Here is a 23,045-nt window from a genome sequence, read left to right on the forward strand (position 1 = left end):
GCTACCAAGCCTCCCGCTGCCATTTTATGCTCGCCAGCGGCCGGTTCTGAAGCAAGTTCCGGGCTGCTTCCACTAATTCCGCCACCTTGGGCAGCTCGCCGCATCTTCCTAAAAAATGCACCTCACTGCCCTTCTGAGCTGATCGCTGAACTTCCCGTACCAGCTGACCGTCATAATTAAGCTCCACAGACAGATACTTAGCATTCCGGCTGAAGGCTTCATCAGGAAAAGGCCATATGGAAACCAAACGAATGCCGCCCACTTTCAACCCTTGTTCCCTGGCCGCTTTCACTGCACTTTTTACTACACGCGAAGGACTGCCATAGGCTACAAGAATTACGTCCGGATTATCAGCTGTGTCAATTTCCTCGTAACGAGTAATAATATCTTTATGGTTTCGTACTTTATAAATTAAGCGATAGGCATGCTTATGCTGCCACTCCACTTCTTCGGTATCAAACCCTTCGGCCGTAGGTGTCCAGTCCGAGCAGGCCGCGCCGGTATTATGGCCCAGGACGACAGGCGGAACATCAATTTCATCGGTTGCCGGATAAAATTCAGGCCCGTAATTAATTTGGCGGGGCACCACCCTAAGTCCCATTTCCCGGGCTTCTGCCTCGGTATCGGGTATTAGAAGGGTTTCCCAGCCATCGGTAACAATTTGATCTGCCAACACGGTAACCGGCATCCTAAACCGCTCGGCAAGATAAAAAGCCTCTACCGTCAGTGAAAATGCTTCCTGTACACTGTTCGGTGCCAGTACAATACTCTCAAAATTCCCCCCATGGGTCGGATAACGGCTGAGATAGAACTCACCTTGACCCGGCGCCCCCGTAATTCCGCTTACCGGACCGACACGCTGGGCATTTACCACCACCACCGGAATTTCACTGCCCAAAGCCCAGCCATATGGATCAGCATACAAAACATAGCCGGGACCGGATGTTGATGTCATCGCTTTTAGCCCGCCCAAGGAAGCACCAATGCACATGTGCAGTGCAGATAACTCGTCTTCCGCCTGAACATAATAGCCGCCTATCTGCGGCAGGCGACGGGACATATTTTCAGCAATTTCTGTGGCCGGCGTGATCGGATAGCCTGCAAATACCTTGCAACCGGCAAAAATGGCTGCTTCCGTAATAGCTGCATTGCCTGTGTCAAATACTCTTTTCACTATAATCCTCCTCTGCCGGTTGTTCATCTATACTGATGGAAAAATCCGGGCACGCAAAGAAACAGCGCCGGCAACCGATACATGCAACGGAAGCTTTAGCCAGTACCGGCCGATATCCCTTATCATTAAAATAATCGGCTTGGGTAAAAACTCCGCAGGGGCACACTTCGATGCAATAACCACAATCTTTGCAACCTTGTCCATCGACCTCTACCTTATATTTTTTGATTTGTTGCTGTTTGCAGTCCATAATAGCTGATGGCTCCTTTCTCGACGGTTTCTGCCGGTACTGAGACTCAGCGGCGTCCTCATTCCCCGCCTCTGCGGCAGAAGCTGCCGTAAGCCGGCTATAAAGCCCGGCGAGTCTGCGCCGCTGAATTTTCCCATTTGCTCCTTTGGGGAAATCCTCAATAAATAGAATCTGCTTCGGTATTTTGAAATCAGCCAAATATGCTTTGCAATGTTTCAGAACTCTTTCTGCATTTAATTGAAATCCTGGCCTTAACTGTACAAAAGCTACGATTTCTTCACCAAATAAATCGTCAGGCACACCTACGGCAGCGGCTAGTTCAATCTCCGCCAGTTGGTATAGAATTTCATCCACTTCCCGCGGTGAAATCTTTTCTCCGGCCCGGTTGATCAATTCTTTTTTCCTGCCTGTCAAAAAGAGATAGCCTTCTTCATCAAAATAGCCTAAATCCCCGGTATAAAACCAGCCGTTCTGAAAACTTTCCCGGCTGGCCTGCAGATTGTCGAGATATCCTTTTGTAACATTGGCCCCCTGGAGAATGACTTCTCCCGCTCTGCCGGCAGCAACCGGATTGCCCAGCCCATCAACCACTTGAATTTTGTTTCCCACAGGCAATCCGACTGAACCGGCTTTCCTGACTCCGGGCGGCAGCGGATTAGTGGCAACCTGACTGCCTGCCTCCGATAATCCATAGGCTTCAATCACCGGCACACCATACCGCTTTTCAAATTCCTGCAAAATTGCCACCGGCAGTGACGAGGAGGCCGAACGTGCGAACCGCAGGCTCGTTGTCCGGGCAGTTATAGTTTCACCCTTGGAAAGCAATATCGACAAAATGGTAGGAACAGCACTAAACCAGGTCACCTGATATTGATTCACCAACTCCCAAAACCTGCCGGCGCTGAATTTGTGCGGTATGACAGCTCTCCCACCGGTAAAAACCGGGGTAATCATGGTAATAACCAATCCATTGATATGAAAAAAGGGCAAAATGCACAATACAATGTCCGCTGCTGTCAATTGATGCCCCTGCCCGATAAAACCGGCTTCAGCCAGCAAGTTGCCATGGCTCAGTACAACACCTTTGGGCACTCCGGTCGAGCCGGATGTAAAAAGCAGCAGCGCCTCATCATCAGAGCTTGGCTGACTTTCCTGTACTACAGCTCTGCCGGGCTGTTCCAAAACAGTAATATAAATTTCTTCGTTTCCATCAATACTCGTTTGCTGCCAGCTATTGCTTCCCGGTAATAAGTCGGGGGGCAATGCGTTTGCCCCCTCATGGTTTGCAATAATTAATTGGGTTTTTGCCTGCTCCAGCAAGCCTGAAATTTCTGCTGGTGTAAACCGGGGATTCAGCGGGACGACAACCCCTCCTGCCAAAAGAACACCCCAGAAGGCGATGACCCAGTTTGCTCCATTTTCTAAGATCAGTGCTGCCCGCCCACCCTTTTGCAAACCTTGCCGGGTTAACTGTTGTGCAAATTTTTGCGCTGCCAGATAAAATGCTCCATAAGTTAAGTCCTGCCCTTGCTCAGGCACAGATATAAAAATGCGCTCGCTGTCATGTAAAGCGCGATACGTAAGCAGTTGAGCCAAGGTTTCAAAACTCATATTCTCACCCCTATACGGTATACTGCGTAAAAGTCTGCCTGCAGGGATTACCGTAAGCATAATGGATTGCCCGTTTATCAATGTCATAAATTGCGGCAGATACTGTTTGCGCATCCCCGCCATGCCGGCAGATAGGATGTGGTTCCTCATGATCAGCCAGCATCGCTTTGATTCTTGCTACCGAAAACTCTTCTGAACTTGGTTCCCGTAAATCTGGTGAAACTGACAGCCGGGTAAACCGGGCAAAACGAGTTTGGGAATTTGCTTTGTTTACCGCGAGTTTTTCATCGGTCTTTAGATTTAAAAAATGATTGGTTCTCACAGTAATATTCTGTATTATGCGTTCAACAGCATATTTAGGATATAGCTGTTCAATGACAGCTCCGCCGTCAGGAGTCATTATTACCAAATTGCCGCCTACTAAGGGGGTATTTATCAAGAAATTCCCGGCAATCTGCAAAGCAGCCTCTAAATGACCGGCATTTTGCAAAATGTTTTCAACAAGTACTCCCCGTGGAGTCTTGCGTTTAAGTGCTTCAGGCAGCGGCATATAATCTGCGAAAGTCATAGCAACAGCTACACCGGCCTCATTAATGCCGCTATTCAATCCGCATTCTAACGGGCTGGCATGGCCAGCCACCCCAATATAGCGGTAGCGGCCATGACCATGAAGCAAATCTTCGGTAATGCCTGCACCTGGTTCCATGTCCCGGTTCTTAAACAAAAACTTTCCGTATATGGCTCCTAACGTGCACACAAGCTCACCCCGTTTGACATAGAATATTCTTATTAATAATTTATGCCTTACTGTCTAATCTTTTTATAGTAACGATCGTCAAACAATTCCTTAATGTCGTAATCTTTCTTGAGTACTTTGGTTTCTTTGAGGAAGTCTTTTACCTGCTGAAGAGCATCGATATCCTCCTGAACTATTTTGGAATCCCAATCAGAGCTTTTTACAATCCGTGAAATAGCCGATACGGGAAGCTTGCTTTCTTTCGAAATTAACTCCAAGGCTTCATCCGGATTACTTTTGATGAAGGCAGCAGCCTTCTCGTTCACTTTGAGAACACGTTCTGTAATGTCCGGATATTTTTGCGCAAACTCATTCCGCGCCAGGAATACACCGATATAACGTTTAACCCCACTTGAAGAATCTTCCAGGATTTTCCCGGCGTTGGCATTCTCTAACACAGAATTCCACGGTTCCCAGGTTGCCACTGCATCCACGTTTTTAGTTTCCAATGCTGCCTGATGATCACTTGCCGGCAGATTAACAATATTAACATCATTAATGTTCAAACCATTTTTCTTCAGCAGAAGAATTAAGAAATGATGGGCGCTTGAGCCAACCTGCACGGCTATCTTTTTCCCCTTCAGGTCATTAACCGATTTATACGGCGAATCAGGACGAATTAATAACGCATTACCCCCGGGAGTATAACCGGCACGGCTAATTACTTTGATATCCACACCAGCCGACTTTGCCGATACAGGCGGCATATCACCGGTGTGGGCAAAATCGGCACGACCGCCGGCAAAGGCTTCTATCATCGGTGGTCCGGACAGATACATATCATATTTTACAGCTATTCCGTCTTTGGCAAATTCTTCGTCGTACAGGCCTTTGGCTTTAGCTAATAAAATGATTATGCTTGAATTCTGGTAGGCAACATGAATTTCTTGCGGCTTCTCCGCCTTTTTATCAGTTCCCGCCGCCGTCTTCGTATCATTTCCGCCGCAGCCTGCCGCCAAAACCCCAATTACAAATAAGACCAGGATTAACAAAGTCAGCTTTTTCTTTTGCATCTTCTCATCCCCTTTAATTAGTTAACTATGTAAGTCATACTGGTAATTACTCTTGTTTTTAGCTGTCAGCTCCTTCTGTTCCAAACTTAGAAATTGTCGTTTTAAATACTATAAGCAAACGGCAATTCAACATCCGAAAAAAATTCAGTGTAAATCTGCTTGCGGATTTTTACAAATTCATAGCTGTTCCGGTCACGCGGCCGAGGTAAGTCTACAGGAATAATCGATTTTGTGGTAGCAGGCAGCTTAGACATTACAACGACCCGGTCTCCCAAAAAGATAGCCTCGTCAATATCATGGGTTACCAGCAGAATTGTGGTCTTTTCTGCTCCCCAGATACGGATAATCTCTTGCTGCATCGTAATGCGCGTCATGGCATCCAGTGCACCGAAGGGCTCATCAAGCAATAAAACCTGCGGCCGGTTGACTAATGCTCTGGCGATACTGACCCGCTGCTGCATGCCTCCTGATAATTGATGCGGATATGCTTTGGCAAATCCCGCTAAACCTACTAATTCCAGGTGTTCCTGGACAATCCGCCGTTTGTCTTGCTTGTTTTCCTTTTTACCTAAACCAAACAGCACATTCTCTTCAACCGTCAGCCAGGGGTACAGCCGTGCTTCCTGGAAAACCATCCCCCGGTTTAGCCCCGGCCCTTCAATCCAATCCTCACCCAGCCGAATTTCTCCTGAAAATCCCCGTTCCAACCCGACAACAAGCCTGAGAAGCGTACTTTTACCGCAGCCACTGGGGCCAATGATGCTGATAAATTCCCCGGGCTCTACCGTTAGATTGATATCCTGCAAAACGTCCACCGGCTTACCCGCAATTTGGAATGTCTTATTCAAATTATTGATGATAAGCGGTTGTGGTTCTATTGATGTCAGGCTCATTCGCTCACCCCCTTTAGTGAATGTTTACATTCCAGCGCAGCAAACGCTTTTCGAGTAATTGCAATAATTGTTCAATGATAATACCGGTAAAGCCAATGGAAAGTACCCCTACTAATACCACATCAATTTGCGATAATTCCCTGGCATACATGATCATATAACCAATACCCGATGCCGCTGCAATAAGTTCAGCTGCCACTACACTGCGCCAGGCTACATCAATACCGACCCGGACGCCGGTAAAAATTGCCGGTAAAGCTGCAGGCAAAATGACCTTGGTTAACAGCGTGATATGATCTTTTTCCAGAATGGTAGCTACTTCTAAGAACTTTTTATCCACATTTTTGATTCCTTCTATGACACTGACCAATACCGTCCAGAAGCTGCCAATGGCAATTACGGTAATTTTTGAGCCTTCATCAATCCCCATCCATAATATAAGTACCGGAATCCAGGCAATAACCGGAATAGGTCTGAGAACTCCAAAAATCAGGCTTACTGCTGTCTGCAGTTTCCTGGACAGTGCAACCTGAACACCCACTAAAATACCAAGGCCTGCCCCAATAATAAAGCCTTGGGCAACCCGCAAAATACTGACTCCCAAATTACTAAGCAATTCCCCGGAAGATAATACTTCGACCAGTACAACAGCAATGGCGGAAGGCTTTGGTAAAAGGGTGGCCCGAATCAACCCCAATTGACCGGCGGCCTCCCAAATAGCCAAAATCAAAATAGGTGCCACTAATGCAAGATAGTTTTCTCTAATCCATAGAATGAATTTTTTCATTGATTGTTCCCCCCTTTCTTCTCAAATTTATGTTTTAAACAAAAAAAATAAAGGCCAAGAATTCAAGAAGAATTCTTAGCCTTCAGTTCTCTGATCAGCCAATGTATGTAAATTAGTATACAGTACCACTAGACAACTGTCAATATGAAATATTGTTGACAAAAGCATTTTTTACCGTGTTCAACCGCTCAAATTGTTCTTTAGGCAAAGTTACAGTATCCAGAAGATATTCTTTGCCTACATACTCATATTTTGGCTGTCCCAAACGGTGATAAGGCAGCAGTTCATAGCGAACATTAGGTTTGCCGCTGATAAAGTTCATTATAGCTTTAATATCTTCTTCCGAGTCATTAAAGCCGGGAATTACCGGAGTTCTCACCAGTATGGGCAAATTAGGGAAAGCTGCTGTCACTTTGATAAAATTTTCAAGAATAACAGCATTGCTTTGTTTGGTCTGTTCCTGATGCTTATTTGCATCCAAACTCTTTATATCATAGATCAAAGTATTTAGGTAACGGCAGGCTTGCTCCAGTATCGGCCATGCGGCATAACCACTGGTTTCTATTGTAGTATTGAGCCGCCTGCGCCGGGCCTGTGCCAGCAGTTCAAGCACAAAATCCGCCTGCAGCAAGGGTTCTCCGCCGCTCACTGTCAACCCGCCACCTGACCTGGAGAAAAAAATATTGTCGCGTTCCACTACCTCCAGAATATCATCCACCGTCATTACTTGCCCAAATATGTGTAAGGCGGTTGCAGGACATACCTGTACACACGAAAAACACTTTTGGCAAGCCGCCCTGGCAACAACCGGCTTGTCACCCTCACCCGGGAGCAAGGCATTGTGGGGGCAAGCCTTGAGACATCTGCCGCAGGCAGCAATCCCGATACATTTGTTTGGGTTATAGGCCAGTTCAGGCTTACTCTCCTGGGATTCCGGATTACTGCACCAGCGGCACCGCAACGGACAACCTTTTAGAAATACAATTGTTCTTATTCCTGGTCCGTCATGCACCGAGAATTGCTGAATATTAAAGACATATCCCGTCTGTTTATTACTGGGTTCCATGGGTGGTCCTCCTAGAAACTATGCTCGGTTCTGGCAATGACATCATTTTGCAGATCCGGGGAAAGATCAATGAAATACGCACTGTATCCGGCCACCCGCACGAGCAGATTCCGGTATTTGTCAGGCTCTTGCTGAGCTGCCAGCAAAGTTTCTTTGTTAATAATATTAAACTGTAAATGCCACAGCTTTAAATCACACCAACTGCGGATAAGGGAAATGATTTTTTGCGTTCCTGCTTCGCCTTGTACGCAGGACGGACTTATCTTTATATTCAACAGCCTGGAAGCCCGCTCTTGGAACCCCAGATTCTTAGAATTGGCATTTGACATGAGCACAGCAGTAGGCCCGTTTACGTCGGCGCCATGGGAAGCAGAGGATCCGTCAGAAAGAGCCGACCCGGCTTTTCTGCCGTTAGCGGTAGCGCCGACAACTTTGCCGAAAGGCACATGCGAAGTAACCGGCACATAGCGCACATCAAGACTTACACCGATCGCTTTAGAATACTTGTGAGTAAAGCGCAGCGCCTCCAAATCGATATTTTGGGCAATAGCATCAGCGGCAGGGTCATTATTCCCAAACCGTGGGGCATGCAACAGCAGTTGTCTTATATCTTCATGTCCCTGAAAATCATCTGCAAGTACTGTTATCAATTCATCAATGGTTATCCGCTGCTCATCATAGACATATTTTTTAATGGCCGCTAACGAATCGACCACTGTAGCATAGCCAATAATGTCAAAATAGCCTAAATCGATGCCGCCGTCAATTCTTTCTGAATGCAGGTCCTTGCAGGTCTTTAAGCACTGCTCATGCAACGCAGAGCCTAAGGGTGCGGCGAAATGCTTTTCCCTTAACCGATTGGCAATTACCTGTTGTTTAAATGCCTGCTTAAGCAAATTGGTTTGCTGCGTGAGATAGGCTTGCCAAAATTCTTCCCAGGTTGCAAAATCCCCGGGATTTCCGGTTTCCAGCGTCAGTAATTCATCCTGGTAGATTTTCATTCTGCCGTTATATAGAACCAGTTCTAAGGCAGCAGCAATATTAACATACGCGCAGGGACTGGTATAGGTATCCCGGTTAGGCATTCTCACCTCGGTGCAGCCTGAAACGGCATAGGTATTGGCTTCTTTGAAGCTTGCTCCCTTTGCGACCAGCAGGGGAATAACTTCTTCGTCATTGATCAGTTTGGGAAAGCCTGAGCCATCCTTTATTGTTTCAGCAATCTCATAAAGATATCTTGCCGGCGAACGCGCATGAACCCTTGCGGCTAAATCCGGATAGTTAATGGGAAAATCCCGTTTTGATTCCAAAAACAAATAGGTTAATTCATTAGTAGCATCCTGGCCATTTTCATCCTGGCCGCCAATGGTGACGGCTTCCCAGTGCGCATAGGCCTCATTAAAGCAGGCACCTGCCGGACTGACATACAAATCAATGTACTGAGCCATTCCTACCCACATGCATTCTAATAGTTCTTTGGCCCTTTCCCGATCAATCCGCCCGGCTGTCAGATCGGTCCGGTAAAATGAATATAAGTATTGATCCATTCTGCCATTTGATATGGTAGCCCCTGTCTTTTGCTCCAGGCGGGAAAACATTTGCGTAAACCATTGTGCTTGAACCGCTTCATAAAAAGTACGGGCAGGATTCTCCGGCACCCATTCGCATATGCCGGCGATTGCCAGCAGCTCGCGCTTCCGGATTTCATCATTTTCGGTTGCGGCAAGTTCGGCAGCCAGTCTTGCATGCCGCCTGGCCCATATGACAATAGCCTCCGCTACCAGGATAACAGCCTCAAAAAAAGGTTTTTTCTCCAGAGCATCGTTCGGATCAAATGGATCAAGCGCCGCAAGCTGCTCCTCTGCCTCCTGCTTAATACCCTTAAAGCCTTTTGTCAGCACTTTTTCAAAGTCGTGAACCCATTGCAGTGCTGAGCGCATTGTGGCTGTTTCATTAACAATAAATCTTGACTTTGATACATTTGCCGGGTCGTAAGTTACCCGTAACACATCTTCCGGCAGAGCTTTCGCAAGATTTTCGTAAAAGGTTTTACCCTGCCAGTAAGGAGCAATCTCCTGTTTGATATAGGCTATATCTTCAGCGGTAATATAAAAAGGAGACTCTATTCGTTTGGGCAATTCTTCCGCCATTTTTTCCAGAAAGCAGCCGTCCAGCTCCGGATAAATAACACCATATCTTCCCGGGCAGCCGGCACGGCCGGCCAGCAGCTGCTTATCATCAATATATACAGTAATATTTTCCGCAATATGTTTAAGCGCCTTCGCCCACCGGAGAATTAACGGCTGTCCCTCAGTGATTTTAAATGACTCGGTAAAAAACCTGGCTCTTTCTATATCGATTTTGGGCTGAGCTCCCTTAAAAGAATTAAAGATCTCAGAAGGCCGCTGCCTGTCATAAGCACTAATTTTTCCTGCCAATTCTTCCTTTACTCTTTGCTCCTGCGGAGACAACGCAGCATTACTGACTCCCATGAATAACACCCCTCTGTTTTGTGTAGTAAAAGACAACAAAAAAAGCCAAATATGCGTTACTATCGCACATTTAGCCTTCAGTTATCTGATCAGCCCGGTCATTCAATTGTATTGCTCAACTCTGATGTATATTTATTACATTACAACATTTTACAGATCCGGTCAATACTTTTTGTGTAAAATCCTGCTGTGACAATAACATGTTCGATTCAAATTCTCCCCGGTGATGGAAATCGTGCATTCTGTTTCCCACCGATATTCCGGATAAGTGTCTGCATCTGCCCGTGTGTTAAAAGCATCTAATGGTCCAAACGGTTCAATATTTGAGACTTCGCCGTTCAGCTTTGCTGAAACGAGTTCACCAGCGCAGATTAGTCATCAGATAAAAACAACATTTCGGTATGGATGGTTAACTATGTTTTTTATATAGGTTTACAATCCACCCTAAACACTATAAAATAGCAATTAGTTGGTAAACTCTTTATTTTTTTCAGGTTAACGATATACAAAGCAAGGGGGACTAACAAATGGGTTCTAATGAAGGCAAAAATATGAGTTATGATTTAATTTTTACATTAGGCAAAAAAGTTCTTAATGGTGAACAATTAACCTTTGCGGAAGCACTGCAGCTTACGCAAATCGACGAAGCTGATATTCCAATCTTACTGGGTATTGCCAATAAAGTGCGCATAAGCTTTACTGGTGATCAGATAGACACTTGCGAGATAGTTAATGCCCGTTCGGGAGGTTGTTCGGAGGACTGCAAATTTTGCGCACAGTCTGCTCACCATGATGTAGAATTCGACAGCTATTCTTTAATGAGCGAAGATCAGATTCTGCAAGCGGCAAAAACTGCAGAATCCCATGGCGCGTATCGCTTTTGCATTGTGACTGCCGGCTGTGGCATGAAGCATGACCCGGATTTCGAGAAAATTATCCAGTCAATCCAGCGTATTGGACACGAAACAGGCCTGGAACGCTGCTGTTCATTGGGTATTTTAGCTCCAGATCATGTTAAGTCGCTAAAAGCAGCAGGGATTACCCGTTACCACCACAACCTTGAAACAAGCAAAAGTTTTTTTGAGCAAATTTGTACAACTCATACCTATGAGGAACGGGTAGAAACCATTAAGAATGTTAAGGCAGAAGGCTTAGAAGCCTGTTCTGGCGGTATTATTGGCCTGGGTGAAACCTGGGAGCAGCGTCTTGAACTTGCTTTTGCACTTAAAGAATTAGATGTTGACTCAATACCCATTAATGTCCTAAATCCTGTTAAGGGAACGGCCCTCGAAGACCGTCCCCCTCTTAAACCACTGGAAGTGCTGCAAACCTTTGCGATTTTCAGATTCATCCTGCCTACTAAAATCCTGCGCTATGCCGGCGGCCGCGAAAAAGCCTTGGGAGAACTTGTGCCGCTTGGGTTTCTTTCCGGAATCAATGGCATGCTAATTGGCAACTACCTTACGACATCCGGACGCGGAGCCGCTGCCGACCTTAACACCGCTCACAGCCTGGGACTCAAACCCATTTCAGAGCACACATAAGGGCGCCAGAGGGACAGAATGGTTTGTTGACAATATTTACTACGTTATATATAATAATTAATAATTTACTGTCGATTATTTCCGGCTGATCAGATAGCTGAAGGCCTAGGACAGACTTTTTCTGTCCTAGGCCTTTTATTTTTCTGGTTAATGCCACATGCAAGGCTTAAACAAGGAAGTTATGCCGGGTTAAACGTGTAAAAGGAGGAAGCACCATGAGCTTTGATCAACTTAAGACAGTTTTTGTGGTTGTGGGGTTCGCAATGCTGTTCGTGTGCGGGGGCTTCCTTTACTATTGTAAGAAACGAACACTAAAGTTAATCACCGACTGGCGTAGGATAAAAGCGAGAAATTCTGCCCTGCTGAGGTCGGTTCGCGATTTGCTGCTGATAGTTAGCCGCAAGGGCGGCATCATGGATTTTAGAAATATCTCAGATCACCCCAATTATTTGCCGACCACTGATTTAGCCGGAAGAATGATTGTCGAAATCCTGCCTGACAAAATTGCCAGAAACTTATTGCATTATATTGATCGGGCCGTAGATAATCACAGCATCCAACGGTATGAGTACCGACTTGATCATAACGGTAATGAAGCCCACTATGAGGCACAGATTATTCCCAGCGGCAAGAACGAGGTTTTGATTATCATCAGAGGGTTGACCGAGCGAAAGCAAATGGAAGAAGCATGGGAGTTTCTCAGCCTGCGTGATTCCTTAACAGGACTGCACAATCGACGATATTTCGAAAGAGAGATATTGAGGCTCAATACTACTTCTGCCTCTTTCTCCGGGATCGTTGTCTGCGACATCGACGGCTTGAAGTTTATTAACGACACCTTGGGGCATCCGGCGGGTGATGACTTGATAAAGACGGTAGCCCACCTAATCCGGTCTTGTTTTCGTAGTATTGACGTGGTGGCGCGTATCGGCGGCGACGAGTTCGCGGTAATTGTGTGTGATGCCGAGCCGGAAGTTGTTGCCCATGCCAGTGCCCGGATCAATAAAACTGTCGCCGAACACAACAAAGCCAATAATAATCTTCCGGTCAGTGTTTCTGTGGGCTGGTCGATACCGACGGAAACAAGCCGCAAGTTTGACGCCTTGTTTATGGAAGCAGACGGGTTGATGTATCGGGAGAAACTGCGTAATAGCGAATGGCAAAAGAAAGCTGTCGTTGAAGCAATTATCGCGGCTCTGGAAGTTCGCGATTATATTACCGAGGGGCATGGCGAGCGGCTGAAAGACATTGTTGTATGGATGGCCCAAAAAGTCGGTTTGTCGGAGGCGAGTTGCAGGAACCTGCGTTTATTTTCGAAGTTTCACGATATTGGTAAAGTTGGCATACCGGACGCCATTTTATTCAAACCTGCCAAGTTATTGCCTGAGGAGTATAGCATTATGCAGCAGCATTGCGAAATAGGATACCGCATAGCCCAAGCGGTGCCGGAGTTGATGCCTATCGCCGAATTGATTCTGCGGCATCACGAATGGTGGAACGGAGGAGGATATCCTCTGAAATTGCAAGGGGAGGAAATTCCGGTTGAATGCCGGATACTTGCCCTGGCAGATGCCTATGACGCTATGACCAATGACCGGCCGTATCATAAAGCTATGAGTTATGAGGAGGCGTTGCAGGAACTGCGGAGCAATGCGGGAAAACAGTTTGACCCAGTTTTGACAGAGTTATTTATTGCTTTGATTGTGAATCAAGTTGATCCGGTCATCTAGTGTGGCTAGCTTATTGTTATGGCGACGATTTCCGTTTTTGCCGCCATTCTTGCCATAGTATTGGGCTTATTACTTGCAAACGGCATCGCGAAGCCGCTCAGGGTCATGGTGAAATTGTCCGAGAAATGGCTAATAGATTCTTGCTTTGATGAAAGGGAACCGCTCTTGGGGTTTTGTGAACTTTTCCCATAGCGAACCCCGATTCTTTTGAAGATTTCTTTTTCTTCTTAAATAAACAAAGCAACAAAAAAAAACCGCGAAATTCGCGGTTTTTTTGTGTTGTCTCCATTGTTTAGGTTTTCTATTTTCCACCATTGAAAGCTTTTTGCAGCATCTCGGCGGCAGCCTGAACTGTCTTTTTTGTCTTGCCGCCAACGATAATGTGGTATTCAGGTTTCCACCAGGAACCGCCGACTTTACCAAAAATAATGTTAGTCTGCGGGTGTGCTGCTGCTGTTTTTTTCACACTGCGGGCAATATGGAATTTAAAGAGAAAAATAACAGATAACGATAACTCGTTGCGAACAGGGTTCTGGACACGGTATATCTTATTGTCGTCCTTAATTACCGGCTTATCATTCATTTGTAATTGTTTTTCCTGTCGATTGTGGTATTGCATGCCAGTGTCCCCTTATCCCTTATATATTTTTAATTTTTTTAACGTTTATTTCAAATAATATAAAGATATCACAGTAACTGTTTTGTTGCAACTCCGGATATAAACTTGTCAAATTATTCTTAGACTGAAAATAGGCTCTAAGCTTCCACGAATAAAAGCAAGTAAGGCGCCATAAGCTATATATAAGGTTCGAGCGATGGACAAGCAATGTCCCAAGAGTTAATTTCTCCCAGCCATTGGTCAGCAAATGCCGCAAGCGCAATAAACCTTCGCAGCAAACTTATAAACTGGAGGCGATACTATGACTAAGCCCGAAACTTACCCTGTAGAAACCCCGGATGCACCCAAACATACCAAGCATCATGACAATCCTATGCCTGAGCCGCTTTCAGGATCTAAGAAAGTAAAAAATCAAAATCACACCGGTCAGCGCCACGGCGAAGGCTCCTGAGAATCTATTGCCCAGCGCTGAATACCCGACGGTGTGACCGGTAATCATTGAACAATATATATGTCCTGCAGTTCTGCTGGAAGGGAACTGCAGGACATAATTATCACCTGGAACCTTGTAATACCATGGATAAAATAGGATAATGCTTACCGGCCCCGTCAAATTCAGACCGCTTAACTACACAAAACCCCATATGTTTATAAAAGCCAACAGCCTGATCATTCTGTTCATTAACATCTACCTGTTTAACTTTCAGTTGATTTATTGCATATGTAAGCAGTTTTTTGCCGATTCCCCTGCCGCGTTCATCAGCATCAATAAACAGCATTTCCAGTTTATCATCTGCGATTCCTATGAATCCGGTTATTTTGCCGCCGTTATCTTTATGGCATAATAACTGCACGTTATAAAAATATTCGTTCAAAATTAACGGCTTATAAAATTGAATGTCTTCCTCTGCTAAAAAATCATGGGTGGCCCGCACAGAAGCTTCCCAAATCTGAATCAGCTTTTCATAATCATCAACAGTCGGTTGTACAATCATAGCAGTATCCCCTTCCATAGTCAGCTAGAGCCAGGCAGGACGGCCGTCTGTACCAGGTCTTGTGTTGGCGCGCAAAACGGATACCTGCTGGCAGACTTAAAAATAAACAGGCAGGAAGGTTAACCTTCCTGCCTGTTATTCGCATCCATCCCTATAGCATAAAACTTACACGACAATCTCAAACAACCTGTTCCAAACTTACTAAATTGATTTGTCCGCACTCTTAAGGTAACGCCAGATAGAATCATCCGTTCACTACAAACCAAATGAAAAAACTTGTTTCAAACAGTCACTACTTAGATTCAATACTTAGAGATCAGAAAACTAAAACCAGCAAACTAAAACAAAAAACACAATCCCGAACCAGATATACTAACCTCTTGCAATTACGGAAACTGAAAAGTTTCTACCTCCGCATACTTGGTTGAATCCAGATCACTATAAGGATGGTGCTTATTTGAATAATAACATAACAATAGCGCTTTTGCAAGTCATTTATTCATAATAAATTAAATTATATCATGGAAACTATTTCCAATCATCCTATAGCTTTAAACTTGGCAGACTACTAGGAATTTCATGTGCCTGACAATAAGCAGTGTGTTATAATACAATCATTGAATATGCGGCCGACAGGAAGCACCAGGCTTTCGCTCGCAGGCTGCATATGATTAACGAAAGGAGCTGTTCTTATGTTTAACACTACTATAACGGAGATTGTAACAAGCCGGGAGGTGTGTACAAAATAATTTAGTGTATATGCCTCCCAAAAGGTAGTAGCCAAACTTTTGGAGGGTAAAAAATTGAGTGAAACAACTATGAGTAAATTAGGACTCAGCCAAAGCTTTATTACTGAGTCTGCATTATATGCCGGTCTTTATGTGGGGCGGGTAATTTCCCAATATAAAGACCTATACAAAGTCGTAACAGAAAATGGTGAGCTGGCTGCAACAATCTCCGGCAAGTTTCGTTTTACAATCACAACGTTGGCAGATTATCCTGCAGTAGGCGACTTCGTTATGCTTGACCGTAATCATGCTGACGCAGGGAATGCAATTATCCACCACGTTCTGACCAGAAAAAGCGCCTTTATCAGAAAGGCTGCGGGAACAGCAAATGCAGAACAGGTGGTAGCCGCAAATATTGATACGGTTTTTATCTGCATGTCGCTTAATAATGATTTTAATCTTCGCCGGTTAGAGCGCTATCTTGGTGTCGCCTGGGATAGTCAGGCCATTCCGGTCATTGTGCTTACGAAGGCCGACTTGTGTGATAATCTTCCGCAAAAGCTGGCAGAGCTTGCTGCTGTGGCCGCCGGTGTTGACGTGCTTGTTACTTCCAGTATGGGTCAGGATGGATTCTTAGCTGTCAACAATTATATTGCCAGCGGCAAAACGATTGCTTTTATCGGCTCGTCCGGTGTTGGCAAATCAACCTTAATTAATAAGCTCATGGGCAAAAACACCCTTGAAACTAAAGAAATAAGAAGTGATGATAAAGGCAGGCATACCACTACCAGACGCGAACTCTTTGTTCTGCCGGACGGCGGTATCGTTATTGACACCCCGGGAATGAGAGAGCTGGGACTCGAGAGTGCCGACCTGGCAAAAACGTTTGCCGATATTGACGAACTTTCAACAAAATGCAAATTCCATGATTGTACTCATACGGGTGAACCCCATTGTGCAGTACAACAGGCCATCAGCGACGGCTTCTTAGCTGCCGAGCGGCTTGCAAGCTATGTAAAGCTAAAAAAAGAGGCCAGGTATGCGGGCTTGAATGCTAAGCAGATTGAGACGGAAAAGCTTTCCAGCATGTTCGCAGAAATAGGCGGAATAAAGAATGCACGCAAGTTTCTCAAAGAGAAAAGTAAGAAAAGATAGGGTTTTTAGATTGTATAGGGCGGCCAAACTCATCGCCAAGATACGATCGGTATAAATTCTGCGCTTCGGGGATAGTTCCAATAAATAAGCTCCGCTCAGTCTGCTTCAGGCTGTTGCGGAGCTTATTGCTTTATCCTTATAGTATCCGCAAATAGCCATATTAGGCCCTTATGTTGCCGAAGACAAACTGAAGTCCGTTTTACAAGCATTGAAGCTGCTGATACATCTCCTTAAAAATCTGGATATGGCGTTTCTCATCAAGTATGATGCGGTTTAAGATCGCCACGATATTCCTATCGCAGATGATATTCGCCTGTCTGGTATATTTGCGGATGGCTGCTCTTTCCGCTTCAATTGATTCGGCAATTAGGGCGCATATTTCGCGCGGATAGCTGATAAACGAAGGCGACCACCAGCGTTTGCGTGGCCGCCCGCACCAGAGCCGCGGGTCTGCGCCAAGCTGCATTGCAAGCTCAGCAAAGATATTGAGGTGATGCATTTCAACAATGCTGATGTGGTGGAAGCAGGTCGCAATTGCACCAAACTGCGGCTTCGCTACCACAGCAATGTAAAAATACCGAGTGATATCACTCATCTCGGAGACAACATCTCCCATATTGCTAAGCATCTTGTCGGCATAAACGGGATTGGGTCCATCCACGCGCACTGGCGGATACGGCGCGTTCACCTTGTAGTGGCATTCGTGGATGTTGTTATCGTGCATCTATCTTCCTCCTTCTCATACCGGCATGGTACAGTGTATTAGCGAGGATAGAAGATTATGATAGTTCCGCCATTCCTGTCAAATCTGGTGTTATTTTAGCATCCACTGATCAGACATGGAAGCAAGCTGTTGCAGGCCATTCATAAAAGTACCAGGTAAACTGTCATAGCATTGTTTAGCAGGAAGTCTTCTATTACGGTAATCGCTACTTTAAGTGCCTTATCCCTGGGGTACCCGAAAGCACCCGACGATATCAGCGGGAAGGCAATACTCTCAAGCTTATATTCTTTTGCCAATAAAAGTGAGTTCAGATAACAATCGGCCAGCAGTTTTTCCTCGTCATTTTCACCACCGTGCCAGACCGGACCAACAGTATGTATTACATATTTTGCAGGCAGCTTATAGCCTTTTGTTATTTTAGCCTGTCCAACCTGGCACCCGCCCAGGGTGCGGCATTCTGCAAGCAATTCCGGTCCTGCGGCCCGATGGATTGCACCGTCAACTCCTCCGCCGCCAAGCAAGGACGAATTGGCCGCATTGACAATAGCATCTGCATGAACTTCCGTTATATCATTATGCAGTATTTCCAGTGGCATTACTCTACCTCCTGTTCTTAATCAGGGACATTATATTTATTATACAATACAAGCCTTTAATCATCACAATTATATTGTATCATAAGCTTAAAAATCCTTAACATAACACATTATTTCATAAATAATGGCTGCTTTTGCTTCGTGAAATGCAATAAAAATAAAGAAGCAAAAACAACATCCCTATGCTTCCCTTAAGCTTTTTGGAACCACATACATAGCATGTGGTATTCGCTTACGCAATTATAAAAGCAATCGTTGAAAAACGATTGCTTTACTTTTTATCTAACACATATTAATGACCCTCATCATCACATATAGTTTGCAGCAAAGGAAGTTGTCCTTCCATCGCTAAAATGAGACGGTTTTCAACCTCAAACCAGTTTATTAATTCTAGCCATGCTCTAACATACGCCTCTCGATCATACTGGTAATCCAGATAATATGCGTGCTCCCATGTGTCTACGACAAGTATAGGAATAGTCCCCCATTGAGTAAGATTTTGGTGCTTCTCAGCAGTTAAAATTTCAAGATGTTTCCAGGCTGGATTCCAAACCAGTATCCCCCAGCCAGACGCTTCAACTTTTATAGCTGCATTGGTAAATTGCTCCAGGAAGCTATCAAAGTCACCAAAATATTTATTGATTTCTCTGCTAGTGCATGGGCCAGGTTCACCACCACAGCCCGCTGGTGCCATCACTGTCCAATAAATGCTGTGAAGAATATGGCCTGAACCGTTAAATGCCAGTTCGTTTTCCCAATACTTCACAGATGTAAAATTATTTCGCTCCCTTGCCCTTACTAGCGCTAATTCTGCTTTATTTAAACCATCTACATACGTTTGATGATGACGATCATGGTGGATTTTAAGCGTATCAGCACTGATAATCGGTTCTAATGCATTATATGGATAGGGTAACGGTGGTAATTTGTGTTTGCCTGGTGGTACATATCGGCCTAAAGCTTGATCTAACAAATCGCTTATACCTCCTCATATTATAAACTCCGTTGTTATATCATATTACGGAATGAGAATGAGGTTACAAAAGATTGAGGAAGCGAGGGGACGGACATTTTGCTTCGCAAAATGCCAATTATATTGTACCACAACAGCAAAAGACGGCTCACTGTCTGCGACACCAATGCAGACAGTGAGCCGGTTATAAAAATTCAGTACATTCATTTATATTTCTTTATAAATTCTATTGCCTGTTCCAATTCCTCCGGGCTAATTTTAGCTTTTACAGCCTGGTCTACCACCCCGAAATAGTTGGGATAGTTTTCATCCTCGAATATGGCTGTCAAGTGATTATTAAATTTAATCTGTTCCAGCGTCTTTACATCTTCACGCAGAAAGAATTCAACCGGAATGTATAGTTTGTTAGCCAATAACGCAATCTTGTCACGACCAAATTTCCGGCGATTGTTTTCCACATGGGATATATAGGATTGTGTCACATTTAATAACCGCGCTAATTGTTCGGTAGTCAGCGAAAACTTCTTGCGTACATAGCGCACTTTTTCTCCAAAATTCATATCCAGTCCCTCCCAGTTCCCTCCCAGTGAAATTACGGGAAACTGGCAAGGAATCATTGATATGATTACTATTCAAGCAGTTTCTTGCGATAGGCTTGAAGATAATTCATACAATACGCATCTGTCCCCCGTAACGCTTCGGCAGCAATAATGCTGGCCATGAACTCTTTATCAAGCGGGTTCATAATCATACCGTCAAGACCGCGGTCTATGGCCATTATGCCAAAGGTTCTATTGAGAAACTTACGCAGCGGCAGGCCAAAAGAGATGTTAGATAAGCCACACATCGTGTGAACGCCGGGATAATTATTCATAATTATCTCAATCGCCTTCAGAAATTCGACACCGAAAATGTAATTGGTGGATAACGGCTGCACCAAAGGATCGACGTAAATCTGGTCAGGCGTCAGTCCTTTTTTGACAAGGCGGTTAATAAGTTCATCAGCAATTTTGACTCTGGCCTCTGCCGTTTCCGGCATACCTTCATCACTCATGCATAAGGCGACGACTTTATGAGCCGTTCCACTCACCAGGGGTATGAATGCATCATATCTATCTTTCTCCAGTGAAATGGAATTGAGCATTGCCGGCCCTTTGTGAACCGCTAATGCGGCTTCAATGGCTTTCGGATCAGGGCTATCAATACAACACGGGCTATCAACAACCGCCTGAACTAATTGAACCAACCATTTTAGGTAGTCAGCCTCTTCGCCGACAAAAGTCCCGGCGTTCACATCAATATAGTTGGCTCCAGACGCCTGCTCATCTTTGGCCACTTGTTGAATGTAGCTGGCATCCCTGTTTTTGATGGCTTCTGCAATCGGCTTACGACTGGCATTAATCAGTTCGCCGACAATAATCATAACCTTCACTCCCCGTAATTTTATATTTTTCTTTTTTACCCATGCCTGCCGGTGGTTTACATGTTTCAGTATACCTCCTCTTTGACAGTCTGCAATAACTCATAAATTGGATCCATAGCTTTGGGTCATATAAGTTCCCGCGTATTTCTCCAGCTTCCACTGGGGAATTTTGCAGGTACGGCAGGAATGAAAAAACAATTTATTGCGCAAACAGCGGGCAGCCCGGCTATGCTTCGAATTTTGTATCTGGAATTTTTCATTGCAATGGGTAGTAATTTCTGCTATGTCGCCGATAATTTCCATACTTTTGATGCCGTGCAGTTTCCCGCTTCTTGAGGGCCAAAGCTTAAGTTTGGCAACAAGTTTAAAAAAGTCGACATTTTTGCGATAATAGCGTTTCTGTTTTTTTTCGCTAAGGGCCATATACATTCACTCCCGTCATCGATAATCGCCATAGTTTTCATATAACTAAAAAACACATGGTGGCTACCCCAATTTGCAACGGGTCATGCAGTATTTGGGCAAAGTGTTTCCCGCACTGTTCTGCCGGTACCCCTAAAGGAATTCCCGGCGCGGCGATGATTGTGCGCTCAGTAATATATGCAGGACGAATAATATTCTCCGCCGGAGAAGCATCCACTATAACCAGGTGCTTGCTTAAAGCATAATCCAAATCTGTTTCCAGCTTGGCCGGATATCCTTGTCGCCTCAGCTCATCAACCAATGCCCGGCTGGCGGTTACATCGATATCATATACGGAAACCAATCCTCCCAGTTTGACGATTAAACCGGCCGCGCCTCTGCCTACCGCCCCGGCGCCAATAACAAGCACATGCTTTTCCGTCAAACCGCAGCACATCTGGTTTAAGGCCGTTACATAGCCCCGGCCTGTCGCTTCGCTGTTATCGGCTATCGCACCGGTTCTTAGATTAAAGGCAATAAACTTATCATCATCGGCTGCAAACAATATCTCAGCACCATGTAAGATTGCTTCAGCAATACCTGCGATATCATAGCTTGTAGTAATAAAAGTATCGAAACCCAGATGATCCAGGATACCGGCCACTGCCTCAGTAAAGCCGCCAATAATTCCCTGGCCGCCGGTGATAGGAATAACCGCGATTTTGGATTGGGCCACTGAGATAGTGCTCAAATCCCTATTCGCAGCACGAGCCGCGATTGATTTTAGGTTACATCCTGTCTTGCTAATTAACTCACCATCGTATTTCGTTAGTCTGGACGCAATCTGATTAACATCGTCTGCTTTTAGTCGTGTCATTGCACCATCCCCCACGCGTTTCTAATGACATACCCTCAGCTCCACTTGCGGGATAACAGTCATGATAGTTAATTCGGCAGGACTGCCTGATCTTGTAAATAATACCCTCTCTTTTATTCCATGCCTCCGGCATATGCGCACCGGTGATGATGAGCGTAGCTACCCATTCTTTTTTGCCTGGAGAGTAAGTTGTCAGCGCTTCATCTGCTCCAAAAAAATCTGTACACAGACGAAGCGGCTCACCGGCGTCAGGTAGAATGTGTTCACCCAAAACTTCAAGCTTATCACCATTTACGCGGATATGTTCGTAGATCACGCCTCTTTTCGCTTTGATGTCGAAATCCTCCCACGGGGTTCCTTGGACAAACGCCTTGCCGAGAATCTCCAGCATATTAATGCCGGTGGCATGATACACCGCCGTCGGGGTTTGACTGGGAATCCGGGCATCTATTTCCAAAACTTTTAGTTGGCCTGCATGGAGAATGGCTTCTACATCCATAACTCCATTGAGATGCAAAAATCCAGCCAAACTAAGCGCGATGTGTTCGAAGCTTGCTTGCTGTCCTTTTGTCAGCACTGCCGTACCGAGCACCCGCTTGCAGTCATATTGGGCGTCCAGTTGAATCTCGGTAATTTGCAAGGCCTTATATACTCCCTGGCAGCCAATGACCTCGATTGAATAAGAGGGTCCTTCCAGATATTCCTCAATCACCATATCAGCTATAGCTTTTTCAACTTGCAAACGCTTGAGCGCCTGAGCATTGTCCACCTTAATCACACCCTCACTGCCACTAGCCCCGGAGGGTTTTATAATAATAGGAAAACCACATTGTGGCCATGGTTTGGGTGCAGGGATGGAAAGGCGGTTAAATACTTCGTTGGAAGTAATTTTTGAGGAAGAAACAGCATAAGCCTGCTCGTCAAAAAGCAAAGGTACATTTGAATATTTAGCGCTGCTGGCTAAACAGTCTAACGCCTCTTTGTTTTCTAATGCCGGGATAACGAGATCAATTTTTTTCAATAACATGAGCCACTCGTCCCGATGCGTAACATCCATTGCCTGGAAATGGTCACCGATTGCCGCAGCCAAAACCCCAGGCTTTTTATCGACAACGAAAACTTCCCAGCCCGCTTTTTTAGCCAGATACGCAGCTTCGACTCCCTGAAGCTTGCCGCCGACGATGGCAACTTTCATTA

22 protein-coding genes are annotated in these 23,045 nt (G+C 45.2%); 4 read left to right on the plus strand and 18 right to left on the minus strand.

The features are described from left to right. Nucleotide 1 precedes the first annotated feature (1 nt). From GT1_RS11570 to GT1_RS11605, 8 genes are all read right to left on the minus strand, one after another. On the minus strand, nucleotides 2-1,174 hold the full coding sequence (locus GT1_RS11570) for a 2-oxoglutarate ferredoxin oxidoreductase subunit alpha (protein WP_188398838.1): 1,173 nt from the start codon (nucleotides 1,172-1,174) through the stop codon (nucleotides 2-4). After that, nucleotides 1,158-3,035 carry an AMP-binding protein gene (locus tag GT1_RS11575; protein WP_188398839.1) on the minus strand — a complete coding sequence of 626 codons (1,878 nt, stop codon included), beginning with the start codon at nucleotides 3,033-3,035 and terminating at the stop codon, nucleotides 1,158-1,160. The genes GT1_RS11570 and GT1_RS11575 overlap by 17 nt, the downstream gene beginning before the upstream one ends. A gap of 10 nt (nucleotides 3,036-3,045) precedes the next feature. Next, on the minus strand, nucleotides 3,046-3,792 hold the full coding sequence (locus GT1_RS11580) for a carcinine hydrolase/isopenicillin-N N-acyltransferase family protein (protein ID WP_223226197.1): 747 nt from the start codon (nucleotides 3,790-3,792) through the stop codon (nucleotides 3,046-3,048). A gap of 47 nt (nucleotides 3,793-3,839) precedes the next feature. Beyond that, nucleotides 3,840-4,844 carry an ABC transporter substrate-binding protein gene (locus GT1_RS11585; RefSeq protein WP_075757477.1) on the minus strand — a complete coding sequence of 335 codons (1,005 nt, stop codon included), beginning with the start codon at nucleotides 4,842-4,844 and terminating at the stop codon, nucleotides 3,840-3,842. Between the two features lie 101 nt (nucleotides 4,845-4,945). After that, on the minus strand, nucleotides 4,946-5,737 hold the full coding sequence (locus GT1_RS11590) for an ABC transporter ATP-binding protein (protein ID WP_188398841.1): 792 nt from the start codon (nucleotides 5,735-5,737) through the stop codon (nucleotides 4,946-4,948). Between the two features lie 13 nt (nucleotides 5,738-5,750). Beyond that, a complete protein-coding gene (locus tag GT1_RS11595) occupies nucleotides 5,751-6,524 on the minus strand; it encodes an ABC transporter permease (RefSeq protein ID WP_075757475.1) in 774 nt (257 codons plus the stop codon). A gap of 139 nt (nucleotides 6,525-6,663) precedes the next feature. Beyond that, nucleotides 6,664-7,590 carry a glycyl-radical enzyme activating protein gene (locus GT1_RS11600; protein ID WP_188398842.1) on the minus strand — a complete coding sequence of 309 codons (927 nt, stop codon included), beginning with the start codon at nucleotides 7,588-7,590 and terminating at the stop codon, nucleotides 6,664-6,666. A gap of 11 nt (nucleotides 7,591-7,601) precedes the next feature. After that, a complete protein-coding gene (locus tag GT1_RS11605; protein ID WP_188398843.1) occupies nucleotides 7,602-10,082 on the minus strand; it encodes a pyruvate formate lyase family protein in 2,481 nt (826 codons plus the stop codon). A gap of 551 nt (nucleotides 10,083-10,633) precedes the next feature. On the opposite strand from GT1_RS11605, the gene bioB reads away from it, so the two are divergent. Beyond that, nucleotides 10,634-11,626 carry a biotin synthase BioB gene (bioB, locus tag GT1_RS11610; protein ID WP_188398874.1) on the plus strand — a complete coding sequence of 331 codons (993 nt, stop codon included), beginning with the start codon at nucleotides 10,634-10,636 and terminating at the stop codon, nucleotides 11,624-11,626. 215 nt (nucleotides 11,627-11,841) lie between these two features. Then, nucleotides 11,842-13,356 carry an HD domain-containing phosphohydrolase gene (locus GT1_RS11615; RefSeq protein WP_188398844.1) on the plus strand — a complete coding sequence of 505 codons (1,515 nt, stop codon included), beginning with the start codon at nucleotides 11,842-11,844 and terminating at the stop codon, nucleotides 13,354-13,356. 301 nt (nucleotides 13,357-13,657) lie between these two features. Here GT1_RS11615 and GT1_RS11625 read toward each other — a convergent pair whose 3' ends face one another. Then, complete coding sequence (locus GT1_RS11625) at nucleotides 13,658-13,975, minus strand: hypothetical protein (protein ID WP_188398846.1); 318 nt, start codon at nucleotides 13,973-13,975, stop codon at nucleotides 13,658-13,660. 301 nt (nucleotides 13,976-14,276) lie between these two features. Here GT1_RS11625 and GT1_RS11630 point away from each other — a divergent pair, with 301 nt between their 5' ends. After that, nucleotides 14,277-14,426 carry a small acid-soluble spore protein P gene (locus GT1_RS11630; RefSeq protein ID WP_188398847.1) on the plus strand — a complete coding sequence of 50 codons (150 nt, stop codon included), beginning with the start codon at nucleotides 14,277-14,279 and terminating at the stop codon, nucleotides 14,424-14,426. Between the two features lie 103 nt (nucleotides 14,427-14,529). On the opposite strand, the gene GT1_RS11635 is transcribed toward GT1_RS11630, so the two are convergent. Further along, nucleotides 14,530-14,970, minus strand: coding sequence for a GNAT family N-acetyltransferase (locus GT1_RS11635; RefSeq protein WP_188398848.1), 441 nt, complete (start codon nucleotides 14,968-14,970; stop codon nucleotides 14,530-14,532). A gap of 803 nt (nucleotides 14,971-15,773) precedes the next feature. Here GT1_RS11635 and rsgA point away from each other — a divergent pair. Next, complete coding sequence (rsgA, locus tag GT1_RS11640) at nucleotides 15,774-16,853, plus strand: ribosome small subunit-dependent GTPase A (RefSeq protein ID WP_188398849.1); 1,080 nt, start codon at nucleotides 15,774-15,776, stop codon at nucleotides 16,851-16,853. A gap of 199 nt (nucleotides 16,854-17,052) precedes the next feature. Here rsgA and GT1_RS11645 read toward each other — a convergent pair whose 3' ends face one another. The 8 genes from GT1_RS11645 to pylC form a co-directional block, all read right to left on the minus strand. Then, nucleotides 17,053-17,577 (minus strand): ferritin family protein, encoded by a 525-nt coding sequence (locus tag GT1_RS11645; RefSeq protein WP_075757464.1) that lies wholly within the window; start codon nucleotides 17,575-17,577, stop codon nucleotides 17,053-17,055. A 140-nt stretch (nucleotides 17,578-17,717) separates the two neighbouring features. Next, complete coding sequence (locus tag GT1_RS11650; RefSeq protein WP_223226198.1) at nucleotides 17,718-18,173, minus strand: O-acetyl-ADP-ribose deacetylase; 456 nt, start codon at nucleotides 18,171-18,173, stop codon at nucleotides 17,718-17,720. 292 nt (nucleotides 18,174-18,465) lie between these two features. After that, on the minus strand, nucleotides 18,466-19,146 hold the full coding sequence (locus GT1_RS11655) for a superoxide dismutase (protein WP_188398850.1): 681 nt from the start codon (nucleotides 19,144-19,146) through the stop codon (nucleotides 18,466-18,468). 203 nt (nucleotides 19,147-19,349) lie between these two features. Continuing rightward, nucleotides 19,350-19,706, minus strand: coding sequence for a helix-turn-helix domain-containing protein (locus GT1_RS11660; protein ID WP_075757462.1), 357 nt, complete (start codon nucleotides 19,704-19,706; stop codon nucleotides 19,350-19,352). Between the two features lie 68 nt (nucleotides 19,707-19,774). After that, nucleotides 19,775-20,569 carry a methyltetrahydrofolate cobalamin methyltransferase gene (locus GT1_RS11665; protein WP_188398851.1) on the minus strand — a complete coding sequence of 265 codons (795 nt, stop codon included), beginning with the start codon at nucleotides 20,567-20,569 and terminating at the stop codon, nucleotides 19,775-19,777. Nucleotides 20,570-20,668: 99 nt separating this feature from the next. Next, a complete protein-coding gene (gene pylSn / locus GT1_RS11670) occupies nucleotides 20,669-20,992 on the minus strand; it encodes a pyrrolysine--tRNA(Pyl) ligase small subunit (protein WP_188398852.1) in 324 nt (107 codons plus the stop codon). A gap of 37 nt (nucleotides 20,993-21,029) precedes the next feature. Continuing rightward, nucleotides 21,030-21,848: a 3-methylornithyl-N6-L-lysine dehydrogenase PylD gene (gene pylD / locus GT1_RS11675; protein WP_188398853.1), complete on the minus strand. Its 819-nt coding sequence runs from the start codon at nucleotides 21,846-21,848 to the stop codon at nucleotides 21,030-21,032. Next, on the minus strand, nucleotides 21,820-23,043 hold the full coding sequence (gene pylC, locus GT1_RS11680; protein WP_188398854.1) for a 3-methylornithine--L-lysine ligase PylC: 1,224 nt from the start codon (nucleotides 23,041-23,043) through the stop codon (nucleotides 21,820-21,822). Before pylC ends, pylD begins: the two co-directional genes overlap by 29 nt. Nucleotides 23,044-23,045: the final 2 nt, after the last annotated feature.

This window comes from Sporomusa sp. GT1, from assembly GCF_014634905.1.
Taxonomy (GTDB): Bacteria; Bacillota; Negativicutes; order Sporomusales; family Sporomusaceae; genus Sporomusa; species Sporomusa sphaeroides.